The organism is Streptomyces sp. V2I9, assembly GCF_030817475.1.
In the GTDB taxonomy this organism is placed as follows: domain Bacteria; phylum Actinomycetota; class Actinomycetes; order Streptomycetales; family Streptomycetaceae; genus Streptomyces.
In genome coordinates this window covers 3699671-3715643 of record NZ_JAUSZJ010000002.1, presented here as the reverse complement: position 1 = coordinate 3715643, position 15973 = coordinate 3699671, and the positions used below count along the sequence as shown (strand labels likewise).

19 protein-coding genes, 1 tRNA gene and 1 pseudogene are annotated in these 15973 nt (G+C 69.4%); 18 read left to right on the top strand and 3 right to left on the bottom strand.

All coding sequences use genetic code 11. From position 1 onward, the window contains the following. The first annotated feature begins 11 nt into the window (after positions 1-11). Entirely contained in the window at positions 12-581 is a 570-nt protein-coding gene (locus QFZ71_RS16365; protein WP_307668953.1) for an HD domain-containing protein, read from the top strand. Here the strand turns inward: QFZ71_RS16365 and QFZ71_RS16360 are convergent. Further along, complete coding sequence (locus QFZ71_RS16360; protein WP_307668952.1) at positions 569-1042, bottom strand: NUDIX domain-containing protein; 474 nt, start codon at positions 1040-1042, stop codon at positions 569-571. The two genes, QFZ71_RS16365 and QFZ71_RS16360, sit on opposite strands and share 13 nt — an antisense overlap. Then, on the bottom strand, positions 1039-1809 hold the full coding sequence (locus tag QFZ71_RS16355) for a helix-turn-helix domain-containing protein (protein ID WP_307668951.1): 771 nt from the start codon (positions 1807-1809) through the stop codon (positions 1039-1041). Before QFZ71_RS16355 ends, QFZ71_RS16360 begins: the two co-directional genes overlap by 4 nt. Before the next feature lie 752 nt (positions 1810-2561). On the opposite strand from QFZ71_RS16355, the gene QFZ71_RS16350 reads away from it, so the two are divergent. The 17 genes and pseudogenes from QFZ71_RS16350 (at position 2562) to QFZ71_RS16270 (ending at position 15727) form a co-directional block, all read left to right on the top strand. Further along, a complete protein-coding gene (locus tag QFZ71_RS16350; protein ID WP_307671477.1) occupies positions 2562-2945 on the top strand; it encodes an RNase adapter RapZ in 384 nt (127 codons plus the stop codon). A 14-nt stretch (positions 2946-2959) separates the two neighbouring features. Beyond that, positions 2960-3316 carry an HIT family protein gene (locus tag QFZ71_RS16345; protein ID WP_307668950.1) on the top strand — a complete coding sequence of 119 codons (357 nt, stop codon included), beginning with the start codon at positions 2960-2962 and terminating at the stop codon, positions 3314-3316. A gap of 90 nt (positions 3317-3406) precedes the next feature. Then, the gene (locus QFZ71_RS16340) at positions 3407-3703 is read left to right on the top strand and encodes a hypothetical protein (protein ID WP_307668949.1); all 297 of its coding nucleotides are present in this window, start codon (positions 3407-3409) and stop codon (positions 3701-3703) included. Continuing rightward, entirely contained in the window at positions 3700-4305 is a 606-nt protein-coding gene (locus QFZ71_RS16335; RefSeq protein WP_307668948.1) for a hypothetical protein, read from the top strand. Before QFZ71_RS16340 ends, QFZ71_RS16335 begins: the two co-directional genes overlap by 4 nt. Beyond that, positions 4302-5330: a DUF2637 domain-containing protein gene (locus QFZ71_RS16330; protein ID WP_307668947.1), complete on the top strand. Its 1029-nt coding sequence runs from the start codon at positions 4302-4304 to the stop codon at positions 5328-5330. The genes QFZ71_RS16335 and QFZ71_RS16330 overlap by 4 nt, the downstream gene beginning before the upstream one ends. Continuing rightward, positions 5327-5956: a GGDEF domain-containing protein gene (locus QFZ71_RS16325; RefSeq protein WP_307668946.1), complete on the top strand. Its 630-nt coding sequence runs from the start codon at positions 5327-5329 to the stop codon at positions 5954-5956. Before QFZ71_RS16330 ends, QFZ71_RS16325 begins: the two co-directional genes overlap by 4 nt. Further along, positions 5953-6651, top strand: coding sequence for a DNA methylase (locus tag QFZ71_RS16320; RefSeq protein ID WP_307668945.1), 699 nt, complete (start codon positions 5953-5955; stop codon positions 6649-6651). Before QFZ71_RS16325 ends, QFZ71_RS16320 begins: the two co-directional genes overlap by 4 nt. Beyond that, positions 6651-7038: pseudogene (locus QFZ71_RS16315) on the top strand (RRQRL motif-containing zinc-binding protein). Before QFZ71_RS16320 ends, QFZ71_RS16315 begins: the two are co-directional and overlap by 1 nt. A 142-nt stretch (positions 7039-7180) precedes the next feature. Continuing rightward, positions 7181-9403 (top strand): cell division protein FtsK, encoded by a 2223-nt coding sequence (locus QFZ71_RS16310; protein ID WP_307668944.1) that lies wholly within the window; start codon positions 7181-7183, stop codon positions 9401-9403. A gap of 140 nt (positions 9404-9543) precedes the next feature. Then, complete coding sequence (locus QFZ71_RS16305; RefSeq protein ID WP_307668943.1) at positions 9544-9795, top strand: hypothetical protein; 252 nt, start codon at positions 9544-9546, stop codon at positions 9793-9795. Between the two features lie 47 nt (positions 9796-9842). After that, positions 9843-10031 (top strand): hypothetical protein, encoded by a 189-nt coding sequence (locus QFZ71_RS16300; RefSeq protein WP_307668942.1) that lies wholly within the window; start codon positions 9843-9845, stop codon positions 10029-10031. 8 nt (positions 10032-10039) lie between these two features. Beyond that, positions 10040-10651, top strand: a complete 612-nt coding sequence (locus QFZ71_RS16295) for a hypothetical protein (protein ID WP_307668941.1) — start codon at positions 10040-10042, stop codon at positions 10649-10651. Positions 10652-10654: 3 nt separating this feature from the next. Continuing rightward, the gene (locus QFZ71_RS16290; RefSeq protein WP_307668940.1) at positions 10655-11173 is read left to right on the top strand and encodes a hypothetical protein; all 519 of its coding nucleotides are present in this window, start codon (positions 10655-10657) and stop codon (positions 11171-11173) included. Positions 11174-11257: 84 nt separating this feature from the next. Further along, entirely contained in the window at positions 11258-12121 is an 864-nt protein-coding gene (locus tag QFZ71_RS16285) for a bifunctional DNA primase/polymerase (protein WP_307668939.1), read from the top strand. A gap of 3 nt (positions 12122-12124) precedes the next feature. Then, positions 12125-13600: an ATP-binding protein gene (locus tag QFZ71_RS16280; RefSeq protein ID WP_307668938.1), complete on the top strand. Its 1476-nt coding sequence runs from the start codon at positions 12125-12127 to the stop codon at positions 13598-13600. A gap of 467 nt (positions 13601-14067) precedes the next feature. Continuing rightward, positions 14068-14274, top strand: coding sequence for a helix-turn-helix domain-containing protein (locus QFZ71_RS16275; protein ID WP_307668937.1), 207 nt, complete (start codon positions 14068-14070; stop codon positions 14272-14274). 64 nt (positions 14275-14338) lie between these two features. Next, entirely contained in the window at positions 14339-15727 is a 1389-nt protein-coding gene (locus tag QFZ71_RS16270; protein ID WP_307668936.1) for a tyrosine-type recombinase/integrase, read from the top strand. A gap of 44 nt (positions 15728-15771) precedes the next feature. Here the strand turns inward: QFZ71_RS16270 and QFZ71_RS16265 are convergent. Then, positions 15772-15848, bottom strand: a tRNA-Thr gene (locus QFZ71_RS16265). Between the last annotated feature and the right edge of the window lie 125 nt (positions 15849-15973).

Genomic DNA, 15973 nt, shown 5'->3' with positions numbered 1-15973 from the left:
CCTTGGCCACCATGGGACTGACTGAGTGGGCGTACTCGCTCTCTGAATCGCTGCTGTCCGAGCCGCTGCCTCGAAGGTGGGCGCATTCCCTTGGTGTCGCGAAGCGGGCCCGCTCTCTGGCTCCGATGCTTGGCGACGACGCGGAGCTTCTCGAAGCAGCCGCCGTGCTGCATGACATCGGGTACTCGCCGGAGATCGCCCTCACCGGATTCCATCCGCTCGACGGGGCCCGCTTCCTCCGTGGTCAGGAAGGGGCAGACGAAAGGGTCGTCCGTCTCGTGGCGCACCACTCCTGTGCCCTGCTGGAGGCGGAGGAGCGAGGGCTCCGGCACGAGCTGGAGAGCGAGTTCGAGCTTGAGCGTCCCGACCTTGTGGACGCCTTGCTCTTCTGCGACATGACGACGACCCCGGACGGCACGCACACCGCGCCGGCCGACCGCCTCAACGAAATCTTGCAGCGGTATGGGCCGGATACGATCGTCGGCCGCTTCATCCAACGCGCGGCGCCGGAGATCCACGCAGCTGCGCGACGTGTGGAGGCGCGCCTCGCCCAGGCGCAGACCGCAGATCAGCCGATGTAAGGCTCTTGGCGCGCGTCGTCCAGGCCGTGTGTGATGCGCAGCCGCATAGACAGATGGATGTCCAGGTCATCGAGGTCCGCCGGGTCGACCCAGCGGACCTCTTTGGACTCGCTGCTTGTACGCAGGGTGCCGCCCGTGGGGTGCGCTCGGAAGCAGATAGAGAACTGCTGACGGACCTCTCCGTCGTCGTACGCGAGGACGTGCTGAGGGTCGGTGTAAAGGCCAGAGACGCTGTCAATCTCGACCGTGATTCCCGTCTCCTCAAGCACCTCCCGAACGACGGTGTCGCCGATGCGTTCGCCGATGTCATGCCCCCCTCCGGGGAGTGCCCACAGGTTGTTGTCGGTCTTGTGGATGAGCAGAAGTCGCCCCGTGCCGTCGCGGACGACCGCCGTGACGGAGGGGACCACCGAGTTCGCCTTGGGCGCGTCGGGATCCCGGAAGTAGTCGATACGGCTCATGCGTGCAGACCTCCGCAGTCGGCGGGAGAGGAGATGGGCCTGGCCGCTTCCCAGACTCGTTCGATGCTTTCAGCGTATGCGTCGAACAGCTCACCCCCGGGCACACGCTGAAGGTGCAGGACAGGAGCCATGTACGCGCCGACCCCGTACAGGTGGCCGTTGGCGAGCATCTCGTTGTCGGCCCGGTAGAGCGAGTTGTAGAGCGTGGTGCTGTGGAGCCGGAACTCCACTCCGGGAAGTCCGAAGAGCGAGCTGTAGTTGATGAGGGCGTTCCGAACCTTGCTGGCCATGGCTGGCCCGATCCCCTCATCCTCGCCGCGCACCGCCACTGCGGGGCTGTCCGGGTCTCCGAGCATGAAGCGGATACGGGTGCCGGCAGCTGACTTCTCCTTCACGACTCGGTGGAACGACGCGTCCTCCGTGAGCCAGAAACCCGAGTACACGAGCACGTCGAACGACTCCTTGGCCTGCGCGTAGAGCTGGGGCCAAATACGGTTGGGGACGACGGACCGGTGCGGATACAGCTTGATCAGCTCAGCGTTTCCGGCCTCGGTGATCTCTGATGACGTGCGTTCTTCGGGCCAGAGGTAAGAGACCTCGCACTGAAGGAGCGAGGCCGTGGCGTACTGGAAGCGCCGGTAGGGCTTGCGGTTCGGTTCGTTGATCCAGCGCTCTACCGTTTTCGCCGACACCCCGAGTCGCTGGGCTACTTGATCGAGCGTCAGGCCACTCTCAAGGATCGCGCCGCGAAGTTTCTCGTTGGCCATGCCGAACTCTCCCCCGAGTGGGACGACTTGGTACGACTTCACCGTACCGAAGTCGTGCGCAGGTCGTACATGTGCGGAGTCGATCGTCTTCGCTGCTGAAGCCAATCTGTAGGTACATCGCAGCGAGCGGCTCGCAGGAACCCAAAAAGTCGAAGGGCTTGACGGAGCGAACCTCCCTCTGCATGATGAGGAACACGTATTACATGTCTCTCTCGTTCGGGTCGGTCACACACGCCCCGGCGGATGCGCAACAACTGAACAGTGTGATCCACCGCAGTACGGCGGCCGTGACCGTTCCGGCCGAGGCGAGTGGAGACCAGTCGGCCGAGAAGGGGCCCCCGTCACACCGGGGCCCAACACCCCAGATGGGGGGACACGCCACCGACTCGAAAGAACCGCATCGGCACACCTTGAAGCTGCCGCCTCAGACGTCCGGGACTTCGGATCTCCCCGGACCGAGCAGCGCCGAGCGAATTCGAGAACCGAGCATCCACCCACCTCCTGAATCACTGCGGAGGAACCCGTGAACAAGCGAATGCGCAGGGCGTCACCGGCGCTGGACCGGCGCAGGTGACCACGCCCTACCGCGTCGGCGGCCGAGCAGCACGGGCCGCCTGTATGAACCGTGCTTCCCCGCGGCTATCGCGGGGCCGGTTGCCTCCCCTGCCCGTCAGGCCCGCCCCTCGCGGCGGTGCCGTACGGGCGGGGCTGAGGGGAGCCGGACCTTCCGCCCTCCTCTTTCCCTGGGAGTCATCGTGAGTGAAGTTGAGATCGTCTCGTTCGGTTACCTGCACGGTGAGCCGCCGGCCGCGCACCTGACCATCGACCTGCGCCACCACTTCCGTGACCCGCACGTCCGGCCGGAGCTGCGGTACATGACCGCCGATGACGCGCCGGTCCGCGCCGCTGTGCTCGCCACGCCCGGCATCACCGCGCTGGTCGACGCGACCGCCACGGCGGTCGACGCGTTCGCGTCCGGCCCCACGGCGGGCATCGTGACGGTGGCCGACGGGTGCGCCGGTGGACGACACCGCGCCCCGACGTTCGCCCGCGCCCTGGCCGAGCGGCTGACGGCCGCCGGGCACCGTGTGACCGTTCAGCACCGCGACATCGCCAAGGCTGTCGTCCAGCGGTGACGGTCGCTGCCTGCGTGTTCTGCGAAATCGTCGCCGGACTCGCACCGGCGGACGTCGTCCGTGAGTGGGGCGACGTGATCGCGATCCGCCCGCTCGCCCCGGTCGCCCCGGGGCACGTCCTGGTCATCCCGCACACCCACGCCGCCGACGTCGGAGAACGCCCGCTCGTCTCCGCCCGGACGATGGCCTGCGCGGCGGAACTGGCCGCCGAACTGCCCGCCGCGAACGTCATCACCAGCAAGGGCAGTGCCGCGACACAGACGGTCGCTCACCTGCACCTGCACGTTGTCCCCCGCACCGCCGGGGACGATCTGCCGCTGCCGTGGACACCCCAGCAGCAGGCCGCCGGTGACCCGGCTGCCTCCCTCTGATCAACCCCATCTGAACGGCGTGCGGCCCCGGTGCTCGAACACCGGGGCCGCTGTTCTGGGCCGTTCCACCGCTAAGGAGAACCACGACCCATGAAGAACATTGTGGCCGGTCGCATCGCGGCCAGCACCACCGAGTTCATCGAACTGGCCCTCGGTACCCCGCTGGACCTCTGGCTGGGCGTGGAGGGCGAGAGCGAGATGGAGCGCGCGGCCCGGATGGACGCGGCCCGCGACATCCTCGCCGACAACCCCAACCTTCCGGACCGCGTGAGTCAGGTCGCCGCGCAGGCGATCGAGGCCCACGCCCCGGAGCTGTTCAACGTCACCCTGTTCCCCGCCCGCCGTCCGGCCGGCCGACGGCAGTACCGGGGCGGTGTGGCGGCATGAGCGCTACACAGTCTGTGCCGAAGCCGGAACTGCTGCTGGACCACCGGGGCGCGGTCAAGGCCTCGTTCGACATGCCGCTGGACTACGAGCCTGCCCGTCTGGGCGTTGCGTTCCACGAGGCAGGGCATGCGGTGCTGGCCATGGCCTACGGCATTCACGTGGTCTCCAGCGAGGTCATGTCCTGGAAGGTGGGGGATGACGGGTGGGGCCTGACCGGGGCCACCACGCTGAACGTGGAGCAGGTCGGGGAGTGGCAGTACGCGGCGATGCTCGCGGCCGGTGAGGTCGCGCAGGTGCAGTACCTCATGGTCGCCGGGCTGTGGACTCCGGAGCGGGCCCTTGCCTGCACCGCCGACCACGACCGCGAACAGGCCGTCGACGTCCTCGCGTACCACGGCTACTGCCTGGGCCGCAGCCACGTTCCGGCTGACGGCCGGTCGTGGGGGCAGGTTCGCGGGATGGCCCGCCGCCGGATCTCCTACCTCTGGCGGGAGATCCGCACGGTCGCGCACGCCATGAACGAGAGCACCACGGTCACCGGCGAGGAAATCTCCACCCTCACCGGCCTGACCAACCCGCCCCTGATTGGCGGTGCGGCATGAGCACCACGACACAGGAAACGGTGCGGCCGGCGGTTCCGCCGCTGACCCGCCCGGAGATGGGCCTCGCCGGATTCGGCGCTCTCGCCGCCGCCGGTGTCGGCGCACTCGGGCTGATCTCCTCCTTCGACGCCGTGTCCGACGCGGCGGCCGGGTGGGGATTCAGTGAGGCGTGGATGGTGCCGATCGGGATGGACGTCGCGATCCCGGTGTTCTCGGTGGCCAACCTCCTCCTCATCCGTATGGACATGCCGTTGGCGTGGGTGCGCTTCGTCCCCTGGGTTCTGACGCTGGTGACGTGCGGGCTGAACGTGTCCGCTGGGCATGGGCTGTGGGCGAAGGTGGCGCACGGGACGATGCCGCTGCTGTGGGTGGTGTTCTCCGAGATCGGCGCGCACATCTACGCCTCCCGCATCGGCGCGGTCACCGGCCGCCGCATGGACAAGATCCGGGCCTCCCGGTGGCTGCTCGCCTTCCCCTCCACGTTCGCCCTGTGGCGCAGGATGACGCTGTGGGAGGTCACTTCCTACGCCGACGCACTCACCCGGGAACGTGAACGCCTCCTCGCTCGTGCGGAGTTGCGCGAGCGGTATGGGCGGCAGTGGCGTCGGCGGACTCCTCGCCGGGAACGGGTCCTGCTCAAGCTCGGGGAACTCAACCCGGCAGCCGAGCAGGAACCGGTTGTCCCGTCGAAGCCCGACACGGCACCGGCCCCGGAAGCCTCCGACGCCTCGGAGACCGAGCCGCAGCCCAAGGACAAGCGGTCTCCGCGCCGTCCGGGCAAGGCGAAGCGGTCCCCGGAGGAGATCCTCGCCGAGGCGCGGAAGGTCACCACGGAGTGGCCGGACACGGCGCTGACCGCTGACGGCATCCGTACGGCGGTCCGCGTCTCGCAGGCCACCGCCCGCACCCTGCGCGACACCCTCAAGGCCGAACGCGCCACCGCCCCGCTCCACAGCGTCAACACCGAGCAGTACCACGACGCTGACAGCGCCGGTGACGAGCAGCCTGGGGCGGTGGCGGCATGAGCACCCTCTTAACAGCCCTCGCCACCGCCGGTCCGCTCGCGGCCGGGTGGTCGGTCCACACGGTGTGGCTGCGCCGCTCCCTGCGTACGGCTCGCCGTGACCCGCTCACCGGGCTCCGCACCCGCGACGGCTTCACCCGCCGCGCCAGTGCCCTGTTGAAGGACCCGCGGGCGGTGGTGGTCCTCGCGGACGTCGACCACTTCAAGCAGATCAACGACACCCACGGCCACGCCGCGGGGGACGCGCTGTTGAAGGCGACCGCTGACCGGCTCGCGCACTACGTGGGTCGGGACGGGGTCGCCGGACGGCTCGGTGGGGATGAGTTCGCCGCCGTCGTCATCGACACCCACGGCACCATCGCGGACCTCCTCGCCGTGCTCCACGGCGTGCTCGCCCGACCGGCCGACGGTATGAACCCGGCGGTGCGCACCACGGTGTCGCTCGGCTGGGTCCGTGCCGCCGACCACCCGGGAGAAGACCTCTCCGGGCTGCTGCGGCGGGCGGATGAGGCGATGTACACGGCGAAGCAGGCTCGGGCCGGGGTCCGCCGAGCCGGACTCGGCAGGCTCCTGGCCACCTTGTCCGGGCGTCGTGCCGGCCGTCGCGGTACGGGGGTGGCCGCGTGAGGCGTCCGAAGTTGCTGGACCTGTTCTGCTGCGCCGGCGGCGCGGGCGTCGGGTACGACCGGGCCGGGTTCGACGTCGAGGGTGTCGACATCGTCGCCCGGCCCAACTACCCCTTCCCGATGCACCGGGGCGACGCCCTGGAGCGGCTCGCGTCACTGATCGCGTCGGGGGACATCGAGCAGTACGCGTTCGTGCACGCCTCACCGCCGTGCCAGGACAAGTGCTCGCTCACCGTGGGTACCAATCGGTCCCAGGGGTGGGGAGGTCGGCACGTCGACCTCGTTGCCCCGACCCGGCACCTGTTGGAGCAGTCGGGACGGCCGTATCTGATCGAGCAGCCCAACGGGCGGGCGGAGATCCGTAAGGATCTGACCCTGTGCGGGGAGATGTTCGGTCTCGGAGTCATCCGCCACCGCAACTTCGAACTGGGCGGCTGGACCGTGGAGCGACCGGCCCACCGGGCGCATCGCGGGCGGGTTCGTGGGTGGCGACACGGCGTCTACTACGACGGCCCGTACGTCGCCGCCTACGGCAACGGCGGCGGCAAGCCCACCGTGCCCGAACTCCAACAGGCCCTGGGCATCACCTGGACCGACCTCCGCGACGAACTCACCGAAGCCATCCCACCCGCCTACAGCCGGTGGATCGGTGAACAATTCCTCACCGCCGGCCGGGTGCTGAAGGCGGTGGCCTGATGTCCCCCGCGTTCGGCAAGTGCTACGACCCGACCGGGACGACCTACGGGGTGCCGACCTTCCCGTGGAAGTACGCCCCCGACGGCTACGCCACCCGCCGCCAACTCCGCGATCGCGGACTGCGCCCTGGTGGTCAACCGGTCGCCGCGCAAGTGATGCGCCGCGCCGCCCGCCGCAAGGGCGGGGTATCGGTCGCCTACCTCTACCGACTCGACCTCGCCAAGCCCGTCCGCCCCATGACCCCCGGGGCGGGCTGCGGCTCTGGCCGCCGCGATGACCGCGCGCCGCACCTGCCCGCAGTGCCGGGTCGACGTCGGGTACTGCATCCCGACCTCGCTCGGCATGTGCCCGGGCTGCGCCTACCCCGATCAGCAGCCCGGCACATAAATCGAGCGCTTGAACGAGGGGCAGGAATCCTGCCCCTCGTCGCGGCTCTGGGGACTGAACATCAACGACATGGGCCCGGCCACTCACCTCTCACAGCGTCGGCCGGGCCCGTGCCCACTCCCTTGTCTAGGAAGGACATTCAGTGAATCACGACGACGAAAGCGAAATCCCCGACCGCCCCGAAGCCGACCGGAACATCCCCGCCGCACCCGACTCGGTCGGGGACGTGGTCGACCTCGACAAGGCCCGATCCGCCCGCACCGAGTCGGCCGACCCGACCACCGACCGGTCGGCCGACTCCCGGCCCGACGAGTCGGGTGTCGAGTCGGGCGACCCGACCGAGCCCGTGATGGTCGACGGACCGACCGAGGTCGGCCCCGGGTTCATGGGCCGACTCATGAGGGCGAAGCGGCGGGCGATCGTCCCGGCCTGGCTGCGGTCGGGCAAGGAGTTCCGGACCGCCACGAAGTGGGCGACCGGGCACTACGGCCACCTGGCCGGGTACCACGCCCTGCGCTCCCCGTACTACGCCACCCGATTCGCCTTCCAGGCTCCGGCCGGTGCGGCGAAGTTCGTGGGCGGGACGATGCGGTGGGTGGCCGACCGGGAGGGCGAGCCTGTCCGGCTCGCGTCCGTCCGGCGCGAAGATGCCGCCGAGTATCTGAAGCTGTCCCGGCAGCGTGATGGCCGGGTGCGGCTGCGCACCGTCGTGGCGACGCTGGCTCTGTTCGTCGGGATCGGGGCAGCGCTCGCCATCTACGTCCTCGCCCCCGGCTGGCTCCAACTCCTCACCGTAGGCGCGCTGTTGATGGCCCTCGGGTCGGCCGGCACGCAGGCCGACGCCCCGGTCATCACCCGGGCCGTGGAGATGGTGAAGGCTCCCAAGCTCACCTCCGACATCGTCCTGCGGGCATTGGGTGCGCTCGGGATCACCGCGATCAATCAGGTGCAGAGCAAGGGGCGGGACGGGTTCACGTTCACCGCTCCGATCACCCGGGACGGGCCCGGATGGCGTGCGGAGGGCGACCTCCCGTACGGCGTCACGGTCACCGACGTGATCGAACGCCGGGACAAGCTCGCCTCCGGCCTCCGACGCCCGCTCGGCTGCGTCTGGCCCGAAGCCGTCCCCGACGAGCACACCGGCCGACTCGTGCTCTGGGTCGGGGACCAGGACATGTCGACCGCCGCGAAGCCCGCGTGGCCGCTGATCAAGGGCGGCTCCGTCGACCTGTTCAAGCCCGTCTCCTTCGGCACTGACCAGCGAGGACGCTGGGTCGACATCACCCTGATGTACATCGCCGGAGTGATCGGCGCGATCCCGCGCATGGGCAAGACGTTCCTGCTGCGTCTGCTTCTGCTCATCGCCGCCCTGGATGCCCGTGCCGAGGTCCACACCTACGACCTCAAGGGCACCGGCGACCTCGACCCCGTGGGCGAGCGGGTCTCGCACCGGCACCGGGCCGGGGACGATGACGAGGACATCGAGTACGCCCTTGAGGACCTGCGGGCCCTGCGTACCGAGCTGCGCCGCCGGGCGAAGATGATCCGGTCTCTGCCGCGGGATATCTGCCCGGAGTCCAAGGTGACCTCTGAGCTGGCGAACAAGAAGGAACTCGGGCTCCATCCGATCGTGGTCGGGGTGGATGAGTGCCAGGTCTGGTTCGAGCACCCCAAGCACGGTGGGGAGTTCGAAGAGATCTGCACCGACCTGGTCAAGCGCGGCCCGGCGACCGGGATCGTGCTCCTGCTCGCCACGCAGCGCCCGGACGCGAAGGCCCTGCCCACCGGGATCAGCGCGAACGCGTCGGCCCGGTGGTGCCTGAAGGTCATGGGCCAGCTCGAAAACGACATGGTCCTCGGTACGTCCAGCTACAAGCGGGGCATCCGAGCCACGATGTTCAGCTGGAAGGACAAGGGGATCCACTACTTCGTCGGTGAAGGTGCCGACGCGCGGATCGTCTCGTCCGTCTACGTCGACGCCCCCACCGCCGAGGTGATCGGGCTGCGGGCCCGCCGCCTGCGCGAAGCAGCCGGAACCCTCACCGGCCACGCCGCCGGGGAAACGTTCGAGGACCGGGAGACGAGCGGGTTCGACCTGCTCGCCGACATCCTCGCCATCGTGCCGGCCGAAGAGCCCAAGCTGTGGTCCGAGACCGTCGTCGCCCGCCTCGCCGACCTCCGCCCGGACGTGTACGGGGGCTGGGAGCCGGAGCAGCTCGCCACCGCGCTCAAGCCGCACGGCGTCCCCACCGGTCAGGTGTGGGGCAAGACCGAGGCCGGGAAGGGCGCGAACCGGCGCGGTATCGAACGCTCCCGCATCCTCACCGCGATTGCGGAGCGTGACGGAAAGCGGGACGCGAGCTGACCACGGATCGCCGCTAGACCTAGCAGCCACCCTCGCTAGGTCTAGCGGCACCGCTAGCGGCCCATATGCCGCGTGATCAGCACGCTAGTACCTAGCACCCCACCTGCGAAAACCCCGGAAGCCGGCCTGGGAGGCCTCTGATGACCCCTGCCCTGCTCGCTAGCACCCTCCTCATGTTCATCACGCTCAGTTACGCATCCCTGTGTGCGGCCTCGCCGTTCGGGAACTGCCGCAAGTGCCGCGGCTGGGGCTTCGCAACGAAGACCGACCGCAAGGGCCGCCCCAAGCGCGGCAAGGACTGCCGCCGCTGCAAGGCCACCGGCAAGCGCATCCGGATAGGCCGCCACCTCTACAACGTCGCCGCCCGCCTCCACCGCAACGGCACCCGCTGACCACCCCACCCGCTGCACCGCCGACCACCACCGGAAAGGGGCCCATCGTGGCCGTCACCGTCTCCCTGGTCCTGCTCTTCGGACTCGTCCTGTTCTTCCTCCTCCGCTCCAACTCCCTCGGCTGGGGATCCGCGTTCATCGCCGTCATGTTCGGGTACTTCCTCGCCTCCACCGGAGCCTCCACCCCGATCAACGAACTCACCACCGCCGTCATCAACTCCATCCCGGACCTGTGAGGCGTGCAATGAACGAACCTCTCATCCACCGCCACTGGGCCGCCCTTGCTGCCCCGAAGGTGGCCCCGGCCATCGGCACGTCGACAGTGCTGATCCTGGGGCGGATCTGGAACGCCAACGGGGCCGAACACAGCACGGGCAACGCCGTGTTGATGGTCGCCCTCGCGGCCGGGGCCGCAACCGCCGGCGCGTTCGCCGCCGCCGGACACAGCGGCGGTGACGGGGTCCTCGCCGGGACCGCGTTCGCCACCTCCGGCGCCCTCGCCCTCGCCGGAGTCTCCGGATACGCCGACGGCTGGTCCCTGCCCATCCTGCTCTGGGCGGTGGCCACCGCCGTCGCGTACGGGATCGCCGCCCGCTACTGGCGCACCGACCGCCGAACCACCCTCGCCCACCACCGGCAGACCGAGGTCCGGCGCGAGGACCACGCCCACGTGGAGCGCGTCGAAGCCCTGCGCGCCGGAGCCGAGATCGAGGTGGCCCGGGCCGGGGCCGCGTATGCCGAGCAGCTCGCCACCGCGCTCATCACCCGCGCCACCCTGCCCGGCTACGACCCGCAGGCCATCACCCGGGCCGGGCTCCCCGAGCTTCCCGCCGTCGACATCACCAAGGAGCACTGAGCCGTGTTCGAGATCCGCGTCATCTGCGAGGCCGCCGACCGCGAGGCCGTCGTCAGCGGCCTGCGGTCCCAGTTCACCATCGGCCGCGTCCGCAGCAACTTCTCCCTCACCTCCGGGGGCGAGCGCCTCTACATCACCGCCGACCTCCGCGACGCCAACCCCTGGCCCACCCCCGAGCAGGCCTACACACACGCCCCGAGCATCATCCGGGAGATCGGCTGGACCACACGGGCAGCAGCGGAAAGGCCGTTGTACACGGATCTGGGGCGTGAGTTCTGGCTCCGCAAGGCGGCCCTCCTGGACCGCATCGCCCTCGCCGACGAACGCGAGGACGCCCCCGGCGACGCGGCCCAGGCCGCCACTGAGGCCGCCCGCCGCCTCATGGACCTCGACAGCGCTGCCGGGCTCGGGCCCTCCGGCCACGCCGACGGACCGTACGCCCCGGATCACCCGGAGAGCGCCCGCGACCCCCGCGGTTACGTCCGCCAGGAGTTCGCGATCTGGCACAAGAACAACCAGTAGCTACGCCAAGGGCGGCCCCCGTCTCGGCAAAAGATCAGGGCCGCCCTTGTCTCCCAGCCCTCAACAGAACTGGAGACACCCAGCATGACGCACCCCACCACCATCCCGCGAGACCAGGACCGAGGTGCCCACCTCACCACCGCCCTGGCACTCGCCGCGACCGGTGTGCCGGTCCTGCCGCTGCGGGCGGGGAAGATCCCGTTCGGGAACTGCCTGTCCTGCCGCGACAACGCCTGCGGCGGCCGGCCGAACATGAAGACTCCCGGCCCCTGCCAGTGCCCCCGCCCCTGCCACGGATGGGCCGCCGCCACCGTCAACCCCGCGACCATCGATTCGCCCGATTGGGCGACTGCGTGGCGGCAGGCCGAAGCAGTAGCGTTCTGCCCCGGCGAAGCCGGGGTCACCGTCGTCGACCTCGACCACGCCGACGCCATCGCCTGGGCCCGCCGCACGCTCCCCTCCACCCGCACCGTGGCGACGACCCGGGGCGAGCACTGGATCTACCGGGGCGCGATGCAGTCCGCGAACGCGGTCCGCGACGGCGTCGACATCAAGTCGGCCATGTCCTACGCCCGTTGGCTCGGCCAGGGCAACGGCACCATGACCGCCCTGCCCGACGCGGTGCAGGCTCTGGTCGTCAGGAAGCCGTCGCCCATCCGGCCCGTCACCGTGCCCGTACCGGCCGGGGGCGGGGAGTGCCGTCACCGCAGCCCCGCCTATCTGGAGCGCGGCATCGCGATGGCGGAACAGCAGATCACCGGGGCGACGAGCGGCGTGCACGCCACGGTGTACCGCACGTTCCTCGCTGTGCTGTCCAAGCACGGCCGGTGCGGCTGCCTCACCGAGACCCACATGGCCCGGCTGTTCGCCGCCGCGCAGACCAAGGGCGAGAGCCCCCGCCACTGCACCGACGCATGGGCCAACGCCCGCACGGCATTGGGGATGTGAGTCATGTCCGAGGATGAGAAGACCCCGGCACGTGAAGTCATCACCGAATACGCGCAGTCCCACTTCCGGTACTTCCGCACCGCCGACGGCACCGTCTACGCCCAGCGCAACAACCACCCCGTCGCCCGGCCGATCCGCTCACAGGGCACCACCGGCAGCCACCGGCAGGAACTCATGGTCGGCATGTTCCGCGACGAGGTCGGCGTCTTCAACGGCACCTCGCTCAAGGAAGCCCTCGGCCTCATCGAGGCGCTCGCGCTGACCGAGGACACCCAAGCCGTCCACATCCGCGTCGCCCCCGGCTTCGACGGAGCCACCTGGCTCGACCTCGGCCGCGCCGACGGGCAGTCCGTCCGCATCCACCCCACCGGGTGGGAGATCACGGTTCCCGACCCGCGGGAGGTGTGCTGGCGGCGCACCCAGCTCACCGGGGAACTCCCCCTGCCGGCCAAAGACACCAACGGCAAGGGCATCGACCTCCTGATGCGGCTGTGCAACTTCGCCAACGCCGAAACCGAATGCCTCGCCATCGCCTGGCTCCTCGGCTGCCTCGGCCCCAACGTCCCCGTCCCCGCCCCCTTCCTCACCGGCCCCCAGGGCGCGGGAAAGTCGACGGGCGGGCGGATGCTCGTGCGGATCATCGAGGGCATGAGCGGCGACCTTCGGCGGGCTCCGAAGGATGAGGAGAACTTGATCGCTGCTGTGGCCGCCGGGTGGGTCACCGCTCTCGACAACCTCTCCCACATGACGCCGGACCTGTCCGACGCCATGTGCTGCATCGTCACCGGAGCCGAGAGCGTCAAGCGCGCCCTGTTCACCGACGGAGACGTCCACCGCGCCCGCTACCGCCGCCCCATGCTCCTCACCGGGATCGACGTCGGCGTCATCCGCCCGGACCTCGCCGAACGGCTCCTTCCCCTGCGTCTGGAGCGGCCCCGGGTGAGACGGACCGAAGCGGAACTCTGGACGGAGTACGAAGAGGTCCTGCCCGTCGTCCTCGGCTCCCTCCTCGACCTCGCGGTCAAAGTCCGCGCGGCCAAAGCCGAGACACCCACCGATCTACGGATGGCGGACTTCGCCCACCTCTGCGCGCAGCTCGACGTCGCCACGGGTCTCGGGGCGCTGCCCGCGTACCGGGCGAGCCTGGACGACCTGAACGACGACGTGATCGAGGGCGACCTCCTCGCGCAGACCGTCCTCCAGCACGCCGACACCATCGACCCCGGCGGCGAGCAGCGCATGACGTCCACCGAATGGCTGCACGCCCTCAGCCGCCTCTACAGCGGTGACGAACTGCGCCCTCTGCCCAAAGGGTGGCCGACGACCGGCAAGGTCCTCTCCGACCGGCTCAAGCGCCTCCAACCCACCCTGGCCGCGCGCGGCGTCCTCATCGACACCGGCCGCACCAGCGAGGGCCGCTACCTCGAAATGGCCCGCAAGACCGCCCCCGCCGCACACGAGCAGCGGCCAGCGTTCTGACCCGCCGCCACGCTCGCTCGACAAGCAAGAGGAGCACCCGGCGTGACGTGCTCCTCTTGCTGTTCGGCGGCAACGCCGCACCAAGGTCGTGCCGCCCCGCGGCTCCTTCTTCACGCTCTGAGCCGCGCACTACAACAGACACCCCCCTCTTTTGTCCTAAGAGGGAAGACGCTGCGTCATCTGCGTCATACAGCTCAGAAAGCAGCCCCTGACCTGCAACTTCGAGCATGACGCAGACGGCCGCGCCTGCGTCATCCTGCGTCATCTGCGTCACCTCCGTGACGCAGCCCATGACGCGCCGATGACGCACACCCACACCGCTGCGTCACACGAAACAGCAGCTCAGAAGGCCGAATGACGCTGATGACGCAATGACGCAGAAATCCGCACCTAGGACAGGTACGGGCCTCGCAGCTCTCCCCGTACCTATCCCCCAGTCCAGGCCGCCGCCGAGGAGGCATGTTCCGTTGAACCCCGCCACGCGAGTCGTCGAGCCCCTTCTCTACACCCCCGAGGAAGCCGCCGAAGCACTCCGGCTCGGCCGCTCCACCGTCTACGAGCTGATGGCCGACGGAGCCCTGGAGTACGTGAAGCAGGGCCGCTGCCGCCGCATCAAGGTCGCCGTGCTGAAGGCGTTCGTCGCCGGGATGCCGTCGGAGACCACCTCTCACTGACCACGACCCGAAGCGCGGGCCGGAGGACGTCCTCCGGCCCGCGCTTCGTCGCGCAAGGAGCACGATGAGCCCCCGTAAGGCCAACCTCGAATCGTCCATCTATCTCGGCAGCGACGGCTGGTGGCACGGCCGCGTCACGATGGGCACCAAGAACGACGGCAGTCCTGACCGGCGCCACCGGCGCGCGAAGTCCGAACCCGAAGTCAAGCGCAAGGTAAGGGCGTTGGAGAAGCTCCGCGACGAGGGGCGGGCACCCGTCGCCGGACGGAAGCCCACCGTCGAACAGTGGATGACTACCTACCTGACCACCATCGCGAGCCTGAAGCTCAAGCCCCGCTCTCTGGACGACTACTGGTCCAAAACCCGCAACGACATTGTCCCCGGGCTCGGTCAGCACCGGATCGACAAGCTCCAGCCGGGGCACCTGGAACGCTGCTACGCCGACATGCTCCGCGCCGGCCGCGCCCCGTCCCACGTCCTGAAGGTGCACCGCATCCTCTCCCGTGCCCTGAAGATCGCTCACCGTCGCCGGATGATCGTGGAGAACGTCGCCACCCTCGTCGACCCGCCTACCGTCGACGAGACCGAAGCGAACCCGTTCACCGTCGAAGAGGCGAAAGCCTTCCTCCTCGCCGCGGCAAAGCGGCCCACCTTCATGCGCTGGCTCGTCGGCGTCGGCATGGGCTTCCGCCAAGGCGAAGCACTGGGACTCCGCTGGCCGTACGTCGACCTCGAAGCCGAGCTGTTCCACCCGCAGTGGCAGCTCCAGCGCCTGACTTGGCGGCATGGCTGCGCCAACCCGCACCTCTGCGGTGCACGCCTCCACCGCTTCGATCCCTGCCCGCCTGACTGCACCAAGCACAAGGGCTACAAGCGCGGCTGCCCGAAGCCGTGCCCGCCCGGTTGCACTCGCCACGCCAGCACCTGCCCCATACGGAAAGGCGGCGGCCTCACCTACACCCGGCCCAAGACGAAGAAGAGCCGGAACGCCGTCCCTATCCCCGCGCCATTCATCCCCCACCTCCGCGCGCACAAGGCGCAGCAGGACGCCTTGCGAGAGGAGGCCGGAGAGGCGTGGCAGGAGTTCGACGCGGTGTTCACGCGCCCTGACGGCCGGCCGATCGACCCCCGGGACGACTGGGAGGAGTTCAAGGAGCTTCTCGAAGAGGCCGGCATCAGCGACCGGCGACTTTACGACGGCAGCCGCCACACCACCGGGACGATCCTCAACGAGCTTGGGGTGGACATGCCCACCATCATGGAGATCCTCCGGCACACCCAGATCAGCCAGACCCGCCGCTACGTGAAAGGCCGTTCCGCCCTCTCCAAGGACGCCATGCACCGGATGGGGAACGCCTTCGCACCGGGGCCCTCCACGGGCCCGTCTGAGACCAGAAGTGAGACTGCAGGCAGTCGAGCGGAGCGCTCACGGCGTCGCCGCCGCATCCGCTGAACCAAAGAAGCCCAGCTCAGAGAAGGTCTGAGCTGGGCTTCGGATGGAGCCGCCTTCGGGATTCGAACCCGAGACCTACGCATTACGAGTGCGTTGCTCTGGCCAACTGAGCTAAGGCGGCGCGCCCTGTCGCACTATGGTGCGATCAGCAGCGGAGCCAAGTCTACACAGTTTCCGGGGGTGCTCCGAACATCGCACCCCCGGAGGTGTTTGTGCTGGTCAGAAGCGGTCAGGTGGGCCGGGCGG

Bases quoted from the DNA above. Each gene is read 5' to 3' on its own strand.
- QFZ71_RS16340 (WP_307668949.1), top strand. From the start codon at position 3,407: ATGAAGAACATTGTGGCCGGTCGCATCGCGGCCAGCACCACCGAGTTC.
- QFZ71_RS16305 (WP_307668943.1), top strand. From the start codon at position 9,544: ATGACCCCTGCCCTGCTCGCTAGCACCCTCCTCATGTTCATCACGCTC.
- QFZ71_RS16335 (WP_307668948.1), top strand. From the start codon at position 3,700: ATGAGCGCTACACAGTCTGTGCCGAAGCCGGAACTGCTGCTGGACCAC.
- QFZ71_RS16285 (WP_307668939.1), top strand. From the start codon at position 11,258: ATGACGCACCCCACCACCATCCCGCGAGACCAGGACCGAGGTGCCCAC.
- QFZ71_RS16295 (WP_307668941.1), top strand. From the start codon at position 10,040: ATGAACGAACCTCTCATCCACCGCCACTGGGCCGCCCTTGCTGCCCCG.
- QFZ71_RS16270 (WP_307668936.1), top strand. From the start codon at position 14,339: ATGAGCCCCCGTAAGGCCAACCTCGAATCGTCCATCTATCTCGGCAGC.
- QFZ71_RS16280 (WP_307668938.1), top strand. From the start codon at position 12,125: ATGTCCGAGGATGAGAAGACCCCGGCACGTGAAGTCATCACCGAATAC.
- QFZ71_RS16355 (WP_307668951.1), bottom strand. From the start codon at position 1,809: ATGGCCAACGAGAAACTTCGCGGCGCGATCCTTGAGAGTGGCCTGACG.
- QFZ71_RS16365 (WP_307668953.1), top strand. From the start codon at position 12: ATGGGACTGACTGAGTGGGCGTACTCGCTCTCTGAATCGCTGCTGTCC.
- QFZ71_RS16360 (WP_307668952.1), bottom strand. From the start codon at position 1,042: ATGAGCCGTATCGACTACTTCCGGGATCCCGACGCGCCCAAGGCGAAC.
- QFZ71_RS16325 (WP_307668946.1), top strand. From the start codon at position 5,327: ATGAGCACCCTCTTAACAGCCCTCGCCACCGCCGGTCCGCTCGCGGCC.
- QFZ71_RS16330 (WP_307668947.1), top strand. From the start codon at position 4,302: ATGAGCACCACGACACAGGAAACGGTGCGGCCGGCGGTTCCGCCGCTG.